Origin of the sequence: Pedobacter foliorum (genome assembly GCF_013266735.1) — a bacterium.
Lineage (GTDB): Bacteria > Bacteroidota > Bacteroidia > Sphingobacteriales > Sphingobacteriaceae > Pedobacter > Pedobacter foliorum.
This window is the reverse complement of record NZ_JABSNU010000023.1, coordinates 33,302-52,159: the sequence shown is the minus strand read 5'-3', so window position 1 is coordinate 52,159 and position 18,858 is coordinate 33,302. Positions and strand designations below refer to the sequence as shown.

Annotated in this window: 20 protein-coding genes; 14 read left to right on the top strand and 6 right to left on the bottom strand. The window is 36.9% G+C overall.

Annotated features, from left to right (window positions below; translation table 11 throughout):
- Positions 1-147: 147 nt before the first annotated feature.
- Both HQN83_RS24445 and HQN83_RS24440 read right to left on the bottom strand, forming a co-directional pair.
- A complete protein-coding gene (locus HQN83_RS24445; protein ID WP_173094273.1) occupies positions 148-570 on the bottom strand; it encodes a c-type cytochrome in 423 nt (140 codons plus the stop codon).
- Positions 571-572: 2 nt separating this feature from the next.
- Positions 573-1,226 (bottom strand): SCO family protein, encoded by a 654-nt coding sequence (locus HQN83_RS24440; RefSeq protein WP_173094271.1) that lies wholly within the window; start codon positions 1,224-1,226, stop codon positions 573-575.
- Between the two features lie 15 nt (positions 1,227-1,241).
- Between HQN83_RS24440 and HQN83_RS24435 the strand changes: the two genes are divergently transcribed.
- From HQN83_RS24435 to HQN83_RS24405, 7 genes are all read left to right on the top strand, one after another.
- Positions 1,242-1,679 (top strand): hypothetical protein, encoded by a 438-nt coding sequence (locus tag HQN83_RS24435; protein WP_317172535.1) that lies wholly within the window; start codon positions 1,242-1,244, stop codon positions 1,677-1,679.
- Between the two features lie 54 nt (positions 1,680-1,733).
- Positions 1,734-2,747 (top strand): beta-ketoacyl-ACP synthase III, encoded by a 1,014-nt coding sequence (locus HQN83_RS24430; protein ID WP_173094269.1) that lies wholly within the window; start codon positions 1,734-1,736, stop codon positions 2,745-2,747.
- A complete protein-coding gene (locus HQN83_RS24425; protein WP_173094267.1) occupies positions 2,747-3,133 on the top strand; it encodes an acyl-CoA thioesterase in 387 nt (128 codons plus the stop codon). Before HQN83_RS24430 ends, HQN83_RS24425 begins: the two co-directional genes overlap by 1 nt.
- A 41-nt stretch (positions 3,134-3,174) precedes the next feature.
- Positions 3,175-3,546, top strand: a complete 372-nt coding sequence (locus tag HQN83_RS24420; protein ID WP_173094266.1) for a hypothetical protein — start codon at positions 3,175-3,177, stop codon at positions 3,544-3,546.
- Between the two features lie 176 nt (positions 3,547-3,722).
- Positions 3,723-4,169 (top strand): hypothetical protein, encoded by a 447-nt coding sequence (locus HQN83_RS24415; RefSeq protein ID WP_173094264.1) that lies wholly within the window; start codon positions 3,723-3,725, stop codon positions 4,167-4,169.
- Complete coding sequence (locus HQN83_RS24410) at positions 4,169-4,804, top strand: SCO family protein (protein ID WP_173094262.1); 636 nt, start codon at positions 4,169-4,171, stop codon at positions 4,802-4,804. The genes HQN83_RS24415 and HQN83_RS24410 overlap by 1 nt, the downstream gene beginning before the upstream one ends.
- A 170-nt stretch (positions 4,805-4,974) precedes the next feature.
- On the top strand, positions 4,975-5,169 hold the full coding sequence (locus tag HQN83_RS24405) for a hypothetical protein (protein ID WP_173094260.1): 195 nt from the start codon (positions 4,975-4,977) through the stop codon (positions 5,167-5,169).
- Positions 5,170-5,176: 7 nt separating this feature from the next.
- On the opposite strand, the gene HQN83_RS24400 is transcribed toward HQN83_RS24405, so the two are convergent.
- From HQN83_RS24400 to HQN83_RS24385, 4 genes are all read right to left on the bottom strand, one after another.
- Positions 5,177-5,461 carry a CBS domain-containing protein gene (locus HQN83_RS24400; protein WP_173094258.1) on the bottom strand — a complete coding sequence of 95 codons (285 nt, stop codon included), beginning with the start codon at positions 5,459-5,461 and terminating at the stop codon, positions 5,177-5,179.
- 108 nt (positions 5,462-5,569) lie between these two features.
- Complete coding sequence (locus HQN83_RS24395; RefSeq protein WP_173094255.1) at positions 5,570-6,043, bottom strand: hypothetical protein; 474 nt, start codon at positions 6,041-6,043, stop codon at positions 5,570-5,572.
- A gap of 129 nt (positions 6,044-6,172) precedes the next feature.
- A complete protein-coding gene (locus tag HQN83_RS24390; protein WP_173094254.1) occupies positions 6,173-7,177 on the bottom strand; it encodes a helix-turn-helix transcriptional regulator in 1,005 nt (334 codons plus the stop codon).
- Between the two features lie 2 nt (positions 7,178-7,179).
- Positions 7,180-8,160, bottom strand: a complete 981-nt coding sequence (locus HQN83_RS24385) for a helix-turn-helix transcriptional regulator (protein ID WP_173094252.1) — start codon at positions 8,158-8,160, stop codon at positions 7,180-7,182.
- Positions 8,161-8,403: 243 nt separating this feature from the next.
- Between HQN83_RS24385 and HQN83_RS24380 the strand changes: the two genes are divergently transcribed.
- From HQN83_RS24380 to ppk1, 7 genes are all read left to right on the top strand, one after another.
- A complete protein-coding gene (locus HQN83_RS24380) occupies positions 8,404-9,825 on the top strand; it encodes a Gfo/Idh/MocA family protein (protein ID WP_173094250.1) in 1,422 nt (473 codons plus the stop codon).
- A 159-nt stretch (positions 9,826-9,984) separates the two neighbouring features.
- Positions 9,985-10,623: a 3-keto-disaccharide hydrolase gene (locus HQN83_RS24375; protein WP_173094248.1), complete on the top strand. Its 639-nt coding sequence runs from the start codon at positions 9,985-9,987 to the stop codon at positions 10,621-10,623.
- A gap of 13 nt (positions 10,624-10,636) precedes the next feature.
- Entirely contained in the window at positions 10,637-11,500 is an 864-nt protein-coding gene (locus HQN83_RS24370) for an NAD(P)-dependent oxidoreductase (RefSeq protein ID WP_173094246.1), read from the top strand.
- 79 nt (positions 11,501-11,579) lie between these two features.
- The gene (locus HQN83_RS24365) at positions 11,580-14,510 is read left to right on the top strand and encodes a DEAD/DEAH box helicase (protein WP_173094244.1); all 2,931 of its coding nucleotides are present in this window, start codon (positions 11,580-11,582) and stop codon (positions 14,508-14,510) included.
- A 7-nt stretch (positions 14,511-14,517) separates the two neighbouring features.
- Positions 14,518-15,618 (top strand): DUF4185 domain-containing protein, encoded by a 1,101-nt coding sequence (locus tag HQN83_RS24360; RefSeq protein ID WP_173094242.1) that lies wholly within the window; start codon positions 14,518-14,520, stop codon positions 15,616-15,618.
- A 53-nt stretch (positions 15,619-15,671) separates the two neighbouring features.
- On the top strand, positions 15,672-16,883 hold the full coding sequence (locus HQN83_RS24355; RefSeq protein WP_173094241.1) for a Pycsar system effector family protein: 1,212 nt from the start codon (positions 15,672-15,674) through the stop codon (positions 16,881-16,883).
- A 7-nt stretch (positions 16,884-16,890) separates the two neighbouring features.
- A complete protein-coding gene (gene ppk1 / locus HQN83_RS24350; protein WP_173094239.1) occupies positions 16,891-18,858 on the top strand; it encodes a polyphosphate kinase 1 in 1,968 nt (655 codons plus the stop codon).

Genomic DNA, 18,858 nt, shown 5'->3' with positions numbered 1-18,858 from the left:
GTTTTGCCCACTGAAGTCCAGGCTTTTGCCTAAAGTTACATTTCCCATGGCTGTTTTTATAATAAATTTACACGTTGAAATTTGCTACTTCAAACATATAAACTGAAATAAATTCAGGATGGCGATTGTGTATTTTTAGTTCCCTTTTTACTTACAGTTTTTTAAATCTTCTGCTATTTGCTCTGGGCTGTACATGCCTTGCTTATTGCCGTACGTATTGGTGATGTAAACAACTATCTGTGCAATATCTATATTAGCAAGAGTTGTAAAATCGGGCATTTTGCCATCGTATTTCTTGCCGTTTACCGTAATTGGTCCTGATGCTCCGTTTTTTATATAGCAAGCTATTTTCTGTTTGTTTTCCTTTAGGAAAACAGTATCTGTAAGAGGGGGAGCTAATTCATTTAACCCTTCTCCTTTTGAGCCATGGCAGTTTTGGCAATGCTTAATATACAGGTCACGACCGTTTGCATAGTAAATGTCCTGTTTTAGCTGATCTGAACTCTGGCAAGAATAAACCATCATTGCAATTGTAACCAAAAACAATGTACTTAATACTAGTTTACGCATGGTTACTTCTTATCTTCAGCAAGTAAAACCGGAATGTCTTTGGTCAATTGTGCAACTTGTTCTGGGTTAGTTCCATCGTAAGCTCCGCGGATGCGCTTTTGTTTGTCAATTAAAATTAACCAACCCTGGTGTACATACCCCTCTTTAGCTGTACTATCTTCAATTACTGCAACTAAGTAATCCTTTTCAGCAATTTTGTAGATGCTGTCTTTTGAACCATAAGCAAATTGCCATTTCGGGCCATCTACACCTAGTTTTTGTGCATATTTCTTTAAAACTGAAGGATGATCGTATTTGAAATCAATGGTATGCGAAAGGAACATCACATCAGGATTGTCTTTGTACTTATCAAATATGGTTTTCATGCTACGGTGCATTGTGGGGCATATTGTTGTGCAAGATGTGAAAAAGAAGTCGGCGATGTAGATTTTATCTTTAAAAGTATCGTTGTTGATTAGTGTGCTATCCTGGTTTAAAAAGCTGAAAGCAGGGATGGTTTTATAAACCGTATCTACTGTGGTTGAGCCATCTGCGTTTTTAATTGTTGCGGCTTCTCTTGGACCTAAAATAGGAAGTTTTTTTTGATCCTGGCAAGAGGCCAAAAACATTACAGTGCCAAGTAAAAATGCGGGAAGAATGGATCGGTTAAATTTCATAACAGTGCTTTTAGAATAGTGCAAAGGTACACTACTCAAAAAATAATATGTAATGTGTGGGTAATAAAATATGAAACACAAATTCATACACATATGTGTTATTCTGAATTTAATGACATCATTCAGAACATCGCCGATATGGATGCCGATGTAATTACAATAGAGTGTTCAAGGTCGCAAATGGAACTATTGGATGCTTTTGCTGATTTTAAATATCCAAATGAAATAGGACCAGGGGTTTATGATATCCATTCGCCACGTGTTCCGAGCAAAGATGAGATGGTTTTGTTGCTTGAAAAAGCCAAATCTGTTATTCCTGCAGCCCAACTTTGGGTGAATCCGGACTGCGGTTTAAAGACCAGACATTGGGATGAAACAAAAAAAGCTTTAATAGAAATGGTCGCAGCTGCAAAAGTACTGCGGGAATATGTAGAAGAAGCCGTAACTTTGTAGAAAAAAGAGGCAGGTTTTGCGCCTGCCCCTTTTTACAGAATTACATAAACATAAATGAGAATAAGGAAAAATGCGGTGATTACCGCGGTTGGGGGTTATGTTCCGGACACTATTTTAAGTAACCATGACCTTGAAAAGATGGTAGATACCAATAGCGAGTGGATTGTTGCCAGAACCGGGATAAAGGAGAGAAGAATAGTAAATGATCCAAATATTGCTACATCCGACATGGCTACTTATGCCTTGAAAAGATTGATGGAAGATGGAAATGTAGATCCAGATGAAATTGATTGTGTTATTGTTTCCACCTCTACTCCAGATTACGTAATGGTATCAACAGGGAGTATGGTTTGTGAAAAAGCAGGTCTAAAGAATGCATGGGGTATTGATACCAATGCTGCTTGCAGCGGTTTTTTGTATGCACTAACTCTTGGTTCAAGTATGATTGAAAGCGGTCGCTGTAAAAAAGTTGTTGTTATTGGCGCTGATAAAAATAGTTCTATAATTAATTATACTGATCGCAATACCTGTATTCTTTTTGGAGACGGTGCCGGAGCGGTTTTATTGGAGCAGACTGAAGAGCCAGTTGGTTTGATGGATAGCTATTTTAGAACAGATGGTACCGGTAAAGAGAATTTAATTGTTACTGCCGGAGGATCTAAGCATCCAGCTTCGCAACAAACGCTTGATGATAAATTGCATTACGTTCGTCAGGATGGTCGTGTTGTATTTAAAGCGGCTATTCAGGGTATGACCGATACTTGTAATAAGGTTTTGAAGTCTAACGATCTAGAAAGTTCACAAATCAATTTCTTAATCCCTCATCAGGCTAATTTAAGGATCATCCAATCCGTTGGTGATTATCTTGGGTTATCTGAAGATCAGGTTAAGGTTAATATTGATAGATATGGTAACACAACCGCTGCAACTATTCCTTTGTGTTTATGGGACTTTAAAGATGATTTCAAATATGGCGACAAAATGATATTAACCGCATTCGGTGCTGGTTTTTCATGGGGAGCTACCTATTTGAAATGGGGTAACCTAAGAAACAAACAATCGAATTAATGACATTAGAAGATAAAATTACGGCTTCGGAAACTAGAATTTTCAAAGCCGTATTTCCAAATACAACCAATCATTACGATACGTTATTTGGTGGTACTGCTATGCATATGATGGATGAGGTAGCTTTTATTACCGCTACCCGTTTTAGCAGACAAATCATGGTAACGGTTAGTAGTGATAGAATAGACTTCAAAAAACCAATTCCGGCAGGTACTATTGTAGAACTTGTTGGTAGGGTAAGTCACATCGGAAATACCAGCCTTAAGGTTAATGTCGAGATTTTTATTGAGCAGATGTATTCTGATCATAGAGAAAAGGCAGTAACGGGAGAGTTTTCGTTTGTAGCTATCGACGAGAATAAAAAACCAACATCTATATTAAAGTAGATAAATGAATCGTCGTTTATGATGCTTACATTTGTCGCGAAATGCTATTAAAACCCATAACCATATTACTTTTGTTTAGTTTGCTTAGTGCAAATTGCTCGAATTTATTTGTGTTTATGGGTTTTGAGGTAAATCAGAAATATATTGCTGCAGAACTCTGCGAAAACAGAGATAAACCGGAAATGCATTGTAATGGTAAGTGCTATTTAATGAAAAAGTTAAAGCAGGCACAGGATAAAGAACAAAAGCAGGAACGGCAGTCGCAAAAAACACAGATACAGGATGCTTTAATTGTAAAGCCACTGGTTTTTACGCAATATTCTTTTGCGGAAGTTAAATTCCATATTCCTTTTTCTACAGGGATACCGCAGTGTATTAAAAATTCTATATTTCATCCGCCAAAGGGAAATTAACCGTTCTCTTCAAAGTCTGGAATAAATGCGTTGAAGAAGCGCAATGATTCCTAGGCCATTTCTGAGAAGGTGAATTTACAGGACAATTGGGTGCAGACTGATTGACCATAGCGAAGTTTGGTGCAGAACTTATGTGCATTACACATAAGTGGTTTATAGATTTTAATATTTAAAAAATGAAAAGAATACTAGTTATCGCTTTTATAGCATTAATAGCTGCTGCTTGTACGCAGCAAAATAAGGACACAACGGATTATAAAGTTGTTCGTGATGAAGTAATGAAGTTTCATGATGTGGTAATGGGTGATCATAGTGTGCTTGTAAATAATCAGATGAAATTAGATACTTTGCTGAAGAACCTTAGTGGGTTAAAAGCTAAGTTTCCTGATGTAGATACTTTAAAGGAAAAAGAAACAATCCTTGCTATGGTTAAGGATTTAAGTCAAGCTGAGAATGATATGAATGACTGGATGCACAAGTTTGAGCCAGATGTAACCGGTAAATCAAACGAAGTAGCTGTACAGTATTTTAAGGATGAGCGGAAAAAGATTGAGGTTATTGATAGCTTGTATAAGCAAGAAATTAAGTTGTCTGATGAGTACTTAAATAAATTCAAGAAGTAATGAGGAATTTACTTTTAATAGCCTTGGGATTTGGGTTGTTTGCAGTTGGTTGTAAGAATGAAACTAAGCGACTGCCTTTTCTACAAATGGAAATCTCGGATAAGGTAGTTGATGGGAAAACAGTTGCGGATACTGCATTCAAGACTATTCCTCCGTTTAAGCTATTAAATCAGGATAGCGCTGTGGTAACTGAAAAGAATTTCGAAGGGACAATTTATGTGGCAGATTTCTTTTTTACTTCTTGTCCTACAATTTGCCCTGTCATGCATCGTAATTTATTGAAGATCTATAAAAAGTATGAAGGGAATCCTGAAGTAAAACTTGCTTCTCATACCATTGATGTAAAATATGATACTCCTTCAAGAATGAAAGCGTATGCTGATAAACTTGGAATTAAAGGAACGCAGTGGGAGTATTTGTGGGGATCGAGAGATGAAATTTATGCACTCGCTGAACGTAATTACTTAGCTGCTGCTCAGGAAGACAAGCAAGCTCCTGGTGGCTTTGTTCATGGTGGGTTTCTCACACTTGTTGATAAAGAGAAGCGCATTAGAGGTGTTTATGATGGTACTAATGATGTTGATGTAGAGAAGCTTATGGGGGATATGGATATCCTTTTAAGTGAATACAAATAATAAGCGCATTTTATTCGGTAAAGGCCTGCTGTAATAGTTGGGCCTTTACTATTTTGAGAAAGAAAGTTGCTTGTAGGTAAAGATTATTAGAGAATTCTTTATCTTTATATTATATTGATTTGCTAATTACAACAAGTGCTTAGCGGTACCTAAACTAAAACCAAACTCTCATGCTAAATGTTGATCTTGAAAATGAATTAATTGAGTTTAAAGCCCGGCTTGAATTTAAGCAGGAAGAACTTTTAAGAATGGTTCATGAGATCAATATACTTCATGTTAGTAAAGTTGTAACTGCATTAGCAACCGCAGATCTACTTCGGGAATCATTGGAAGAGTTAGAGCAGATTCTTGAGAAGTATAAGTAGCTTGAGATTATATAGAATTATTCATAGCTATAACAGCACTCCTCAAATCGAAATTGATTTTATGAGCTAGAAATACTCCTTCAGCGTCTTCATGATTTAGAAAGTCAATTAAATCATTGCAGTAAATAATTCCAATACATTTACCGTATTCATAAACAGGAAGGAACTCAGCCCTTTCATTGATAAATGTTGCTAAGGCATCAATTATGATTTGTTCAGGATGTAATACTGATCTGTGTGTTAGTGCAGGAAATGAAAATTCCCCATTTGTAATAACTGATTTAGGCTTCATATAAAAATTTATTTTACTGATGTTAAGTAGCTATCAGATAGGTGATCAAATAGAAAAGCCTGTGCTTTAATTTTAAAGCACAGGCTAACGTATTAAGAATTGCTATGCTTATTTTCTTTCGAGTTTGGTTACAGTGTATTCGCGCACCATTACTATTGTTCCCTCTGGACTGCTTACTTTAAATTCATCTGCAGGTGCAATAGCTATTGTTTTTCCTGTTGCATCTATTAGGGTAGCTGATTTTATAGTTAAAATTGTACCTGCTTTAAATGTGAAGATTTTTTGGTCTATAGTAGTAGCCTTTTCTGTTGTTGACGAAAGGATTAATTCGGCTTCTTTATAGTAAGGCAGATTAATATTACCTTCTTTTACTCCATATACTATTTTTAATCTGGTCGCTTTGCTTAGATCAACGCCGTTGGTGTCAGCAGATTTTGTACTTAAGACATCACTTTTATAAACAAATTTTACATTGGTTATCGCATTTTCAGGTTGAGGAGTAGCATCTTTATCTTTTTTACAAGCTGTAAATAATACTGGAAGAGCTAAAGCAACTATGGCTAACATTTTTTTTGCATTCATTTTCATAACTTTCTAATTAATGTTTTATTGATTACTGTTTATATCTTTTTTGTTGATACAAAGGTACAGTCGCCCTGCTGGCAAGGCTGCCAGAAAAAGGTTTAATGCTAACGGATTAAGACAGAAAGGTTAATTGGTCGTTTTAATAAAAACTTCTTGAGGAAGTGTGCCAAATGCCTTTTTATAGGCTTCAGAGAAATATCCGGTTTTGCTATAGCCAACTTCTAAGGCTACTTCACGTATGGAATGGAAGTTGCCACTTTGGAGTAAATTCTGTGCAAGCAACAGCTTTTCTTCTAAAAAGAAACTCTTAGGACTGCTTTTTACGATCTTGGTAAAAAGCTTTTTATATTTAGATTCAGACATTCCTGCCAGTTCAGCAAGGAAGGTTACACCCGGAAAATCTAATGGTAAATTATCCAGTAGATACTGACTAGTATTTAATATTGCCGTGGTATCTGATGATGATAGCTTTTGAATGATGGGTTCAAAGTTTCTTGCTCTTCGTATCAGGTGCGTTAAAACTTTGAGAGCAGTTCCTTTTGCATGCAACTCAAAAGAAGGATCGTTAAACGATCTTTCTTTTAATTCTTTTAACAAGAGGCGGGTGCTGCTGTCTATATGACTATAAAAGAATAATGTGTTTTTTGTCTCGTCAAATAATGCTTCTATTATATTCTGGGGTTTACTGTTCCCCATCAACGAGATTAAAAGCTCTTTACTCATAAAAAGCCTAAGACTGTAATACCTTTCATTAAGGGTAGGGATGAGTGTGCTTTCGGTTTGACTATCCATAAAACCCATTCCAAGTTTTGAGCGGTAACCAATTTTATGATCAGTGCCTTCAACAATATGACTGCTAATTTCATCGCTAAGGTCATAATATGCCAAATAGAAATGATCTGTAGTAGCTAGTCGAGTAAACGTAATGGGGGTATGGAAGGTTACATCAGCTAAAAGCAAGGAAAGTCCAGGTATTACTTCTAGAAAATAAGATCCGCCCTGGCCTATGCTTTTAGGTAGTTCCAGTAATTTTTCTTCAATAAGTTCGGCACCCAGATCATTTGCCATTGGTTGCTGCCAATGAGGGGCTAATGCGTAATAATGCTTGATATGAAGAACAGGAGCTGACATAATTAGAAATAGCTAAGGTGATCTTTTGGTGCTACACCGTATGCATTTTTAAAAAGCTCAGCGAAATGTGATGGGGTGGCAAAATTAAACTGTGCTGAAACTTCTCCTATGGTTACTTCACCGTTTTCGAGTATTTGTTTTGCAGAGGATAGCTTATTGATCAGGAAGAAAGCATTCGGACTGAGTCCGGTTATTTTCTTAAACAACGTTTTATATCTGGTTTCGGACATGCATGCCGTATTTGCAAGTGAAGATATGCCGGGAAAGGGTTCTGTAATAAGGTCGAGCAAGGTAGATTGTGAGCTGATGATTGCAGTTAGGTCTTCTTTTACAACTTTTTCAATCAGGATTTCCTGGTTGGCAACCTGATCCATATAGTTTGCCATTAATGCATATACGGTGCCTTTCAGAAATACATCATATAAAGGATCATCCATATCTATCTTGCGCAATTCTTCAATTAGCCACCAAGCTTCATTGGTCATTCTTTCATACCTTATGAAGGTGTTTTTTTTACTATCGAAAACTTCATCAAGTATTTCTTTAAACTGAGGTAGCTTTCCAAGATAAGCTTTAAAAGCTGTTTTGGCTATGAAAATGGAGATCATATAAGTCTTACTACCCTCTTGAATAATGTAGTCGGCATCAAGACTGCTGTCCATAATGGCAAGATTGTAGTTCCATCGGCCTACTGGTCTTGAAACCTCATCAAGTACATGAAATGCTTCTCCTTCGGTAAGGTTAAAGTAAACACCTATAAAATCATCTTTGGTATTTCGTTGATGAAAAGTTACAGGTTGGTTGTATGTTACGTCTATTATTAAGGCAGTGGTGAAAGGGCTAATGGGTAATACATAACGAGTTCCACTATGAATTTCCTGAGGTATACGGAGGTAATTGCCATCCACATAGCCATCTAGTTGTTCTGCCAGGTTATTTTTCCAGAACAAATCTATACCATATTCATGTGTAACTTCCTTCATCCAATACTGATAAATATACCTTAATTATAACTTTATAAGAAATAGTTATTAATTTACGTGTAGAGATACATGAAGGCTAAAGCATTACGCAAGTTTTTTAATGTAACGTAACAAATACATAATGTTATTTTAAGGCTGATCTTTGTATATTTCTACTGTTTTAACATCGATCAGAAATTGAAGTGCTTTTTGTCAAATAGATAGAATGCTTTATAAAGATTGCAATAAACCAAACCAAATATAATGACAGTAAAAAAATCAAACACAAATGATGCATCCAGAAGGAACTTTATTAAAAGCGCTTCTATTGTTGCAGGAAGTTTCATGATTGTGCCACGCCATGTGCTTGGCAAGGGCTTTATTGCTCCAAGTGATAAACTTAATATTGCCGGCATTGGCGTTGGTGGTAAGGGCGAAAGCGACCTCAGCGAATTTGCGAAAAATCCTAAAGTTAATATTGTAGGTCTGTGCGATGTAGATGATCGACAGGCGGCTACCTCGCGTAAGCGTTTCCCTAAGGCCAAATATTATAAAGATTTTAGAGAGATGCTGGATAAAGAAAAGAACAATATTGATGCATGTTCAATTTCTACACCGGATCATATCCATGCAATTGCTACAATATCTGCTATGCAGTTGGGTAAACATGTATATACTCAAAAACCTTTAACTCATGATATTCATGAGGCCCGTTTATTGGCTACTGCTGCTAAAAGGTTTAAGGTGATTACTCAGATGGGAAATCAGGGTGGTTCGAGTGATGGGGTTCGTCAGGCAATGGAAATACATAATGCCGGATTATTAGGTGATGTTCATACGGTGCAGGTTTGGACAAACAGACCTATATGGCCACAAGGCTTACCAACGCCTACAGGTAAATTTGAAACTCCTAATGAAGTAAATTGGGATTTATGGTTAGGCCCAGCAAAATACAGAGATTATAACCCAGCTTATATGCCATGGAACTGGCGCGGATTTAATGCTTTTGGAACAGGTGCATTAGGAGATATGGCTTGCCATATGATGGATCCTGTATTCCGTCTTTTGCCAATTGACTTCCCTACAGAGGTAGAATGTAGTATTCCAACCAGCTGGAGTCCTGATGGTAAAGAGGCTAAATACCCTGAAGGTTTCCCTGCTGCTTCAATCATTCATTTGAAATACCCTCGTAAGGATAATAAAGGAACTATAGATGTATCATGGTATGATGGAGGTTTACTTCCAAAATTACCGGATGAGTTGTTGCCGGGAGAGGCTTTTGGAGCTAGCGATGGTGGTGCACTTTTCATCGGTACAAAAAGTAAAATGATTGTGGATTGCTATGGTGCAAATCCTCGTCTGTTGCCTTCAAAATTGATGAAAACGACCACTATGCCTAAGCAAGCAATTGCACGTGTACCTGAAGGACATTATCAGCAATGGGTAAATGCTTGTTTAGAAGGATATGGTAAAAGTAAAACAAGCTCCAACTTTGAATATGCAGGTCCATTTACTGAAAGCATCCTGATTGGTAATCTTGCAATCAGAAGCTGGAATATAGAGGGTAATGCTGGAAGGAAAAGACTCCTTTGGGATGCTAAAGCAATGAAAATAACCAATTTTGACGAGGCAAATCAGTTTGTGAAACTGCCACGTAGAGAAGGGTGGGAATTGCCTAATATTTAGTAAATCGATAAGGGTGTCTAAATAAGGCGTTATCGTCATCCTGAAATAAATTCAGGATGATGTTCTTACCTATCTGGATGACGATGAGTAGAGTAAACAAACCTTTTTTAGACACCCTATTTTAAAATAAATTTATATTAAACTTAAAATTATAAGACAATGAAAAAATTCCTTGTACTCTGTTCTATTCCTCTTTTTTTGTTGTCTTGCTCTAGCGTAAAGCATCAAAAATCAGACGGTTGGGTTAGTTTGTTTGATGGTAAAACTTTTAACGGATGGAAGAAGAATCAAAATCCTGAAACCTTTAGTATAGAGAATGGGACTATAAAAGTTGCAGGGCCTGTTTCACATTTATTTTATGATGGTGCGGTAAGTGATCATAAATTTAAGAACTTTGAATTTAAAGCTAAGGTAATGACCAAACCAGGAGCGAACTCTGGGATTTACTTTCATACTGCGTTTCAGCAGGAGGGTTTTCCAGGCAAAGGCTATGAAGTGCAAGTAAATAACTCTCACAGCGATTGGCGCAGGACGGGAAGCTTGTACGCAGTTCAGGATGTGAAGGAAACTTACGTGAAAGACAATGAATGGTATGAGGAGTATATCATGGTGAAAGATAAAAACGTTACCATTAAAATAAATGGTAAAACTGTTGTTGAATATACCGAGCCTGAAAACGTAGGTAAGGAGAATGTAGGTGGCAGGGCTATTTCTGATGGTACCTTTGCTTTACAAGGTCATGATCCGGGTAGTGTAATCTATTATAAAGATATTATGGTTAGGCCATTGCTTAATTAAGGAAATAAAAAATATGAGTAATTTGAAGGTAGGTTGGGCCGGGCTTGGCAATATGGGGACTGCTATGGCAGCAAATTTATTAAAAGCTGGTTATGAGGTTAGAGTTTTTAATAGAAATAAGGATAAAGAAAAGGCGCTGATTGATGCTGGGGCACAATCAGCAAAAGATCTTAAGGAGCTAGTTGATAGCTGTGATGTGGTATTTACCATGTTGTCTGATGATAATGCAGTAAAAGAAGTTTACAATGAAACGAATGGTTTGCTCTCTGGAGAGAACTCTGGAAAGTTGCTGATAGATATGAGTACAGTTGCTCCGGAAACGTCAAAATATTTATCTGCCCTTTGCGAAGAGCACAAGATGAATTTTATTGAGGCACCTGTTTCTGGTAGTGTAAAACCTGCTCAGGATGGAACATTGATTATCTTGGTAGGAGGAACTACTGAAAATTATGAAACAGCAAAGCCTCTTTTTGATGTACTTGGAAAGCTATCCTTGTATTTAGGTGGTGCGGGTGCAGGTAGTTCTGCAAAGCTAGCCATCAATTACCTATTGGGCATTAACATACAAGCTTTGGCTGAGACTGTTCTTTTTGCTGAACAGAATGGTATTAGTAAAGAAAACATGCTAACCATTATTAATGAGGGCGCATGTGGAAATGGAATCATCAAACTTAAAACCCCTTCAGTTATTAACGACAGTTACCCGGCAGCTTTTGCTTTGAAATATATTGTTAAGGATCTTAAACTTGCAAAAGAAGCAGGTCTTTCTTCTCCATTGTCTGCACCACTTTTGAATACTTTTAGTGCGGCTATGAATGAGAGTGGCCTGGGCGATCAGGACCTTATGGCTGTTATTAAACATTTGGAGAAAGTTTAATTGGGGATCTGAAAGCGTAATAACCCTCCAATGCCCTTATTTTATTATTATCTTTAGCACATCGCTATTACCATACTGAATGACGGAAAAAGAAGGATACGACTCGGAACATTTTGACTTCTCGACACTGAAGCCAATTTTAAATGCTTCGCAGAGTGTTAAATTGCCTGTATCTGAAACAAAGGGAAATACTAAAATGATGCTGATCTTCAGTCAGCATCGTTTTTACAGACATTTAGTAATAGAACTTGCAGAAGCTGAAGTTACTGTAAGCGGTAAACCTAAAAACCCACTCAGCTTTATCGACCCTACTGACATGATCTGGAAAACAGAAAGTCAGGAGGAATTGAAGTTTTATGCCGGTATTTCTAAGTTCAGAAATAACTATGATGCAGGTAAATCAGAATCTGATTTGGAAGGGCTTAAAGCATTGGCTAAAAACCCACTAGGATTAGATGTTTATCTTCATGATGATAAGGTTTCTACTAATATAACGGCAACCTCTATAGTGCCCGGACAGCTGAAGGTATTAAAGGTTGATCTGACTTTAACCGTTGATGAGAAGGGAGACTTCTTTGAGATATCAGCAAGGTTGATGTTGGAAAATAAGCCTTTTGCTTTAGATATGCTGAAGGTGAGGTATCATTATTTTATTCAGTTAGGCAATATACTTTATCTGATCAATAATGCTTATTTTTTGAGTGTACTGGCCTTCTTTAAACAGCATAATGATATTATAGTTGTTCATAGATCGGAATTTGAACTGTTTCAGGAAAACATACTTTCTAAGTTAGAGGATAAGGTTAAAATCAATTACTCTTATTTAAAACCTGCCACTAAAAAACAGATAGAAGAGAAGGGGTTTGATCTTGATAATGAACAGATTATTTATTTGTCTGAATCTGAAGATTTTGTGTTGGTTACACCGGTTATCAGATATGGTAGTCTGGAAATTCCAATACTCTCCAGAAAGCAAATCAAGGCAAAGGATAAAAGAGGAAATATATTTACACTAAATAGAGATGAGGATATAGAATTTCAATTCATATCTAACATTTCAAGAGAGCACCCGTTCTTTGAGGAGCAAGTGCAAGAACTGCCTGAAAAAGCACATGCGGATTGTTTTTATCTACATAAAAAGAGATTTATTGAGAACAATTGGTTTTTGGATGCTTTTGAGGCATGGCGAGACAAAGGGATTACTATCCTTGGATTTAACGAACTAAAAAACAACAATCTAAATCCATATAAAGCCAATATTTCCATTAACGTGATTAGTGGTATAGACTGGTTTGAAACCTCTGTAAAAGTTAAATTTGATAAACAAGCAGTTTCTCTAAAACACTTGCATCGCTCAATTCGTAACAAGAGTAAGTTTGTTCAGTTGGACGATGGAACACTTGGCATATTACCTGATGAATGGATTGAGAAGTTTACAGGTTATTTTAGTGCAGGAGAGGTTGTGGAAGAAACTATACGGACTTCGAAGATTAATTATGCATCAGTGGAAGAGCTTTATGAGTTGGAACAATTAGATGGAGTAGTTAAAGATGAAATGAAACTTTATCGTTCTAAGCTATCTAGTTTTGAGTCTATTAAAGAAGTAGAGGTTCCAGCTGGGCTTAATGCTACACTGCGTGGATACCAACGGGAAGGCTTAAACTGGCTAAACTTTTTAGATGGTTTTAACTTTGGCGCTTGCTTGGCAGATGATATGGGACTAGGTAAAACAATCCAGGTGCTTGCATTTATTCTTTCACAGAGGGAAAAAGGCCATCATAATACCAATCTGATTGTAGTGCCTGCTTCACTTATCTTTAACTGGCAGCAAGAAGTAGAAAAGTTTGCCCCATCCATAAAAATAAGGACAGTGTATGGCTCGGATAGGGCTAAAGTAGTTCATGATTTTGATAATTATGAGATCATTTTAACCTCATACGGAACATTATTGGCCGATATCAGATTCCTTAAAGATTATAGATTTAACTATATTTTTCTTGATGAATCGCAAACGATTAAGAATCCGGAATCGCAGCGTTATAAGGCAGTTCGCTTATTAAAATCGCGGAATAAAGTTGTGCTTACGGGTACTCCAATAGAGAACAATACATTTGACTTGTATGGGCAATTGTCATTTGCCTGCCCTGGTTTATTAGGAACTAAACAGCAGTTTAAAAGGCTTTATTCAGTGCCGATAGATCAGTTTAAAGATACCAGGAGTGCACTTGACCTACAGAAAAAGATCAATCCATTTATTCTCAGAAGAACAAAAGAGCAAGTGGCTAAGGAATTGCCTGATAAAACAGAAATGGTGATCTACTGTGAAATGGGAACTGAACAACGCGATATTTATGAAGCTAGTAAGGAGGAAATTCGCGACTATCTGATAGGTAAATCCGATGATGAGCTGGCTAAGAGTAGTATGCATGTTTTACAGGGGATTACGAAATTAAGACAGATCTGTAATTCGCCCGCAATTTTAAAGGAAGGTAAGCATGAGAACACATCTTCTAAACTGGAGGTATTGATTGAACAGATCGAAAATAAATCTCCTCATCATAAGATTCTGGTATTCTCTCAGTTTGTTACTATGCTTGATCTGGTAAAACAGGAGCTTGTAGATAGAAATATTGGGTTTGAATATTTAACAGGCCAAACTAGAAATAGGTCGGCCGTGGTTGGGTCTTTTCAGGACAATCCAAATATCCGCGTTTTTCTAATCAGTTTAAAGGCAGGAGGTACCGGATTGAATTTAACTCAAGCCGATTACGTTTATATTATAGATCCATGGTGGAATCCGGCTGTCGAGAATCAGGCAATAGATAGGAGCTATAGGATAGGACAAGAAAAAAATGTTGTTGCGGTAAGGTTGATTTGTCCTGATACCATTGAAGAAAAGATTATGAAGATGCAGGACACTAAAAAGGATTTGGCTACAGAGTTGATCAAAACTGAAGAGTCGATATTTAAGACGCTAACGAAAAAGGATTTGTTAGGGTTATTAGGTTAAAAGATATATGTTAAAGAATAAGTACATCAGAAGTTCGGTATTGATTGCAGCAGGAAGTCTGCTTTCGGTATCATTTTATGCGTTTATAGCAGTAAAAAGAGATATTATTCCATTTGATTTGGAACGCGTATCCAGGGTAACCGGTAAAAGTATTTCGGGAGAAACTTTACCTAATCCAAATAGAACTAATGAGCTTTATAATGTTGGTGGGACAGATTTAGGGATAGCCTGGAAAATGGGGAATGGAAAAGTAGGCTTCTTTTTCGGAGATACTTACGGTACCGACTTTAAAGTAGTAAATGAAGGAGGTCCTGGGAGTGCTGGTGATTGGCGTTCAAATGTATTAGGGCTATCATCCGATAAAAATTTAGCGGATGGATTGACTTTTGACGATATGGTAGTACATCAGATCGTTCCAAGTCCGCATATTATTGATGGGACAGGTAGCCATACCACTATTCCAACTGCTGCAATACATGCAGCGGGTGCTGATTATGTTCATTATATGGATGTAAGGAAATGGGGTGGTATTGGCAGTTGGACAACAAATTATTCAGGCTTGTACAAATCAACTGATAATGGGCAAAATTGGGCTAAATGCAATGAAGTGCGTTTTGGTTCCCTAAGTAGCTTTGCACAAGTTGCTTATGCTAAAAAGAATGGTTTTGTGTATATGATAGGTACTGTTCCGGGACGTTGGGGTTCGGCTCATCTTGCACGTTTCAAAGAAGCTGATATTTTAAAACAGGATGCGTATGAATACTGGAATAATACGAAAGGTTGGGTTAAAAATGAAGAGAATAGCGCTGATGTAATAATAGATGCACCCTTAGGTGAGCTTTCTTTGGCTTTTAATAAAAAATTTAAACGTTGGATAATTACCTATTTGAATGAAAAGAAGGCGGAGATTGTATTAAGAGATGCAGAGAATATTAACGGGCCTTGGAGTGCTGAGAAAACATTGGCAAAGGCAACAGATTATCCTGGTTTATATGGTGCATTTATGCATCCTGCAAGTGAGAATAGTGATGAATTGTATTTTCTGATGTCGATGTGGAAACCTTATAATGTATTTTTGATGAAGGCACGATTAAAGTTTGCAGATTAAATTTAAACCCCCATATTTATACAATAAATACCGTACCTACTAACTACTGAAAAATGCAATACCGGGAATTACTAGATCTGCTTAGAGCGCATGTTGCAAGCTTGTTTCAGTCTCACGAAGACGAAAGGTTCACTTATCATAATTTACACCATACCGAACAGGTTGTAGAAAACGTAGTTAGGATTGCTAACCATTACCAGTTATCGGATCAGGATTTTTTTATTGTTGTTGCAGCAAGTTGGTTTCATGATATGGGATACTTGTTTGATTGTAGTCAGCATGAAATTAAGGGAACAAGCTTAGCTAACGATTTTTTATCAGATAAAGGTGTTACTCCTGACATAATAGAGCAGGTGAAGGGTTGTATTATGGCCACTAAAATGCCTCAATCGCCTGCAGGATTATTACAGGAGATTGTATGTGACGCTGACCTTTTTCATCTGGGAAGTGACAGTTTTAAGGAACGCAATCGATTAATGCGTAAAGAGGCCGAAGCATTTATAAAACATAAAATTGATAAGGCTGATTGGAGAATTAAGACGATAGCATTATTCAAAGCTCATCATTATCATACAGAGTTCTGTCAACAATTGCTTAACTCGAAAAAAGCATTAAATCTGGCGGAGCTGGAACATAAACTCATCACAGAACAAAACGTGGATACGACCGGAATTTCTAAAACTGGCGATTCGAAGGAAAACGGATCAAAGGAAAGTAAAAAGAATAAGGATGATAAGCCAAGTCGTGGTATTGAAACGATGTTTAGGATAACGTCCACCAACCACCAGCGCTTAAGTGATATGGCTGATAATAAGGCTCATATTATGATTTCTACCAATTCTATTATCCTTTCGGTTATTTTGAGTGTATTGTTACGTAAGCTAGAGGATAATCCTCATTTGATTATACCAACGTTACTTCTGCTCATTATTTGCGTAGTTACTATGGTGTTTTCTATTCTTGCTACCAGACCTTCAATTCCAACAGGGGTGTTTACGCCCGATGACATCAAGGAGAAGCGTGTAAATTTGCTGTTTTTTGGTAATTTTTATCGCATGAGTTTGCCTGATTACGAAAGTGGTATGATAAAAATGATGGACGATCGTGATTTCTTGTATGGTAGTTTGATAAAGGACGTATACGCTCAGGGTGTAGTTTTAGGTCGTAAATACAGGTTGTTAAGAATTGCCTACAACGTTTTTATGTTCGGTATTGTAGCAGCAGTATTGGCCTTTATTATTGCGTCGGCACTGGTAACAATGTAACCACCTTATGGCTGAAACGGTTTTTTTTAACAGAGATCTGAGCTGGCTTGGGTTTAATGAAAGAGTGCTTCTGGAAGCATCAAAAGATACCGTCCCAATTCTGGAAAGGATTAAGTTCCTTTCTATTTATTCTTCAAATCTGGATGAGTTTTACAGAGTGAGGATGCCAGTACTCATGGCAGTTGATGAGCATGTACAAGATATTGACTCGACAGGTAATTATGCTCTTGCTAAAGCGGAAATTAACAGACAACAAGAGCAATTTGGAGCAATCATTGCAAGCCAAATACTACCTCAGTTGGCCAAACAGGATATTCACTGGATCTATAACAAACCCATTCCTTCACAAATAACAGATCAGGTTGTAAACCTGTTCTTTAACGAAGTGTTAGCTTATATTTATTCTGTTTGCATCGATAAAGACCTTACCGATTTTTTTGCAGAAAACAATAAACTATATCAGTTGGTAATATTGAAGGATACGGTGGGAGCGGAAAGACTTGAGTTAATTAATATTCCATCAGAGAGCTTACAGCGCTTGTATGCCTTAGATCATGATGGACATAAGTATGTTGTATTTCTGGAAGATATTATAAAGTATAATCTATCGTACCTATTTCCAAATGATACCATAATGGGGGTGTTTAATATTAAAATAACCCGTGATGCGGAATTGAAAATTGACAATGGTTTGGAAGGGGATATTACAACCGTTTTGGAACGCCAACTGGAGACACGTGATTTTGGTTTTGCAACGCGTTTCTTAATTGAGCCAGGTATTCCTCTAAGGAATTTATATCGCCTGATCTATTCGCTGAAATTGGGAAGAGCGTCCATTGTAGAAGGGGGGCGATACCATAATCTAAAAGACCTGAATAGTTTTCCATTAAATGGCGAAGAGTTTAGCTATCCAAAATGGCCATCATTATCATCCATTCTGATTTCTGAAAAGGATACGTTGTTTAATCTTATTTTAAAGCAAGATTTACTTGTTAATGTTCCTTACCAAAGCTACGACTCAATACTTAGATTTTTTAATGAGGCTGCAAACGATGTATATGTAGAAGAGATATATACTACACTTTACCGGGTTGCAAACAATTCGAGGATTGTAAGTGCACTAATGACTGCAGCAAGAAATGGCAAGAAAGTAACCGCTCTGGTTGAGTTAAAAGCCAGATTTGACGAGGCAAATAACATTAAGTGGGCTAAGCAAATGAAAGCTGCAGGAGTAAAAATTGTATACAGCAGTATTGATTTAAAGGTGCATGCTAAAGTTGCTCTTGCAAAGCGAGTTATTAGTGGGCATGAAGAGTTTATTGGCTTGATGGCAACCGGGAATTTAAATGAATCAACAGCAAGGTTTTATACAGATCAAATTCTGCTTACCTCTCATCAGCCGATGCTCAAAGAACTGGAAGCTTTATTTGGGTTTTTGCGTAAAAGTAAGAAAGCACCTTCGCTGGAAGATCAGATTGATTTTAAGCATTTATTGGTAGCTCAATTTAATTTGCAGCACAGATTTATTGGTCTTATACAAAGAGAAATTGACAATGCCAAAGAGGGGATAGCTAATGGAATTACTATTAAGTTAAATAACCTTGAAGAGAAGATTCTGATAGCTAAGCTTTACGAAGCATCACAGGCAGGAGTTAAAATACAGCTTATAGTAAGAGGAATCTGTTGTTTAATCCCTGGGCAAGTCGGATTAAGTGAAAATATAACCGTTACCCGAATCGTTGATCGCTATCTTGAACATGGCCGAATATTTATTTTTGAGAATGGCGGGTACAAGGAAATATTTATGGGCTCGGCTGATTGGATGAATCGTAATATTTATAGTCGAATTGAGGTCTGTTTCCCATTATATGATCCAAAATTAAGGGAAATTATAATGAAAATAGTTAACTTACAGTTACAGGAGAATGCTCAGGAATCAATTTATAAATTTTTGAAAGATACTAATACAATATAA

Bases quoted from the DNA above. Each gene is read 5' to 3' on its own strand.
- HQN83_RS24445 (WP_173094273.1), bottom strand. From the start codon at position 570: ATGCGTAAACTAGTATTAAGTACATTGTTTTTGGTTACAATTGCAATG.
- HQN83_RS24440 (WP_173094271.1), bottom strand. From the start codon at position 1,226: ATGAAATTTAACCGATCCATTCTTCCCGCATTTTTACTTGGCACTGTA.
- HQN83_RS24430 (WP_173094269.1), top strand. From the start codon at position 1,734: ATGAGAATAAGGAAAAATGCGGTGATTACCGCGGTTGGGGGTTATGTT.
- HQN83_RS24425 (WP_173094267.1), top strand. From the start codon at position 2,747: ATGACATTAGAAGATAAAATTACGGCTTCGGAAACTAGAATTTTCAAA.
- HQN83_RS24420 (WP_173094266.1), top strand. From the start codon at position 3,175: ATGCTATTAAAACCCATAACCATATTACTTTTGTTTAGTTTGCTTAGT.
- HQN83_RS24415 (WP_173094264.1), top strand. From the start codon at position 3,723: ATGAAAAGAATACTAGTTATCGCTTTTATAGCATTAATAGCTGCTGCT.
- HQN83_RS24410 (WP_173094262.1), top strand. From the start codon at position 4,169: ATGAGGAATTTACTTTTAATAGCCTTGGGATTTGGGTTGTTTGCAGTT.
- HQN83_RS24405 (WP_173094260.1), top strand. From the start codon at position 4,975: ATGCTAAATGTTGATCTTGAAAATGAATTAATTGAGTTTAAAGCCCGG.
- HQN83_RS24400 (WP_173094258.1), bottom strand. From the start codon at position 5,461: ATGAAGCCTAAATCAGTTATTACAAATGGGGAATTTTCATTTCCTGCA.
- HQN83_RS24395 (WP_173094255.1), bottom strand. From the start codon at position 6,043: ATGAATGCAAAAAAAATGTTAGCCATAGTTGCTTTAGCTCTTCCAGTA.
- HQN83_RS24390 (WP_173094254.1), bottom strand. From the start codon at position 7,177: ATGTCAGCTCCTGTTCTTCATATCAAGCATTATTACGCATTAGCCCCT.
- HQN83_RS24385 (WP_173094252.1), bottom strand. From the start codon at position 8,160: ATGAAGGAAGTTACACATGAATATGGTATAGATTTGTTCTGGAAAAAT.
- HQN83_RS24380 (WP_173094250.1), top strand. From the start codon at position 8,404: ATGACAGTAAAAAAATCAAACACAAATGATGCATCCAGAAGGAACTTT.
- HQN83_RS24375 (WP_173094248.1), top strand. From the start codon at position 9,985: ATGAAAAAATTCCTTGTACTCTGTTCTATTCCTCTTTTTTTGTTGTCT.
- HQN83_RS24370 (WP_173094246.1), top strand. From the start codon at position 10,637: ATGAGTAATTTGAAGGTAGGTTGGGCCGGGCTTGGCAATATGGGGACT.
- HQN83_RS24365 (WP_173094244.1), top strand. From the start codon at position 11,580: ATGACGGAAAAAGAAGGATACGACTCGGAACATTTTGACTTCTCGACA.
- HQN83_RS24360 (WP_173094242.1), top strand. From the start codon at position 14,518: ATGTTAAAGAATAAGTACATCAGAAGTTCGGTATTGATTGCAGCAGGA.
- HQN83_RS24355 (WP_173094241.1), top strand. From the start codon at position 15,672: ATGCAATACCGGGAATTACTAGATCTGCTTAGAGCGCATGTTGCAAGC.
- ppk1 (WP_173094239.1), top strand. From the start codon at position 16,891: ATGGCTGAAACGGTTTTTTTTAACAGAGATCTGAGCTGGCTTGGGTTT.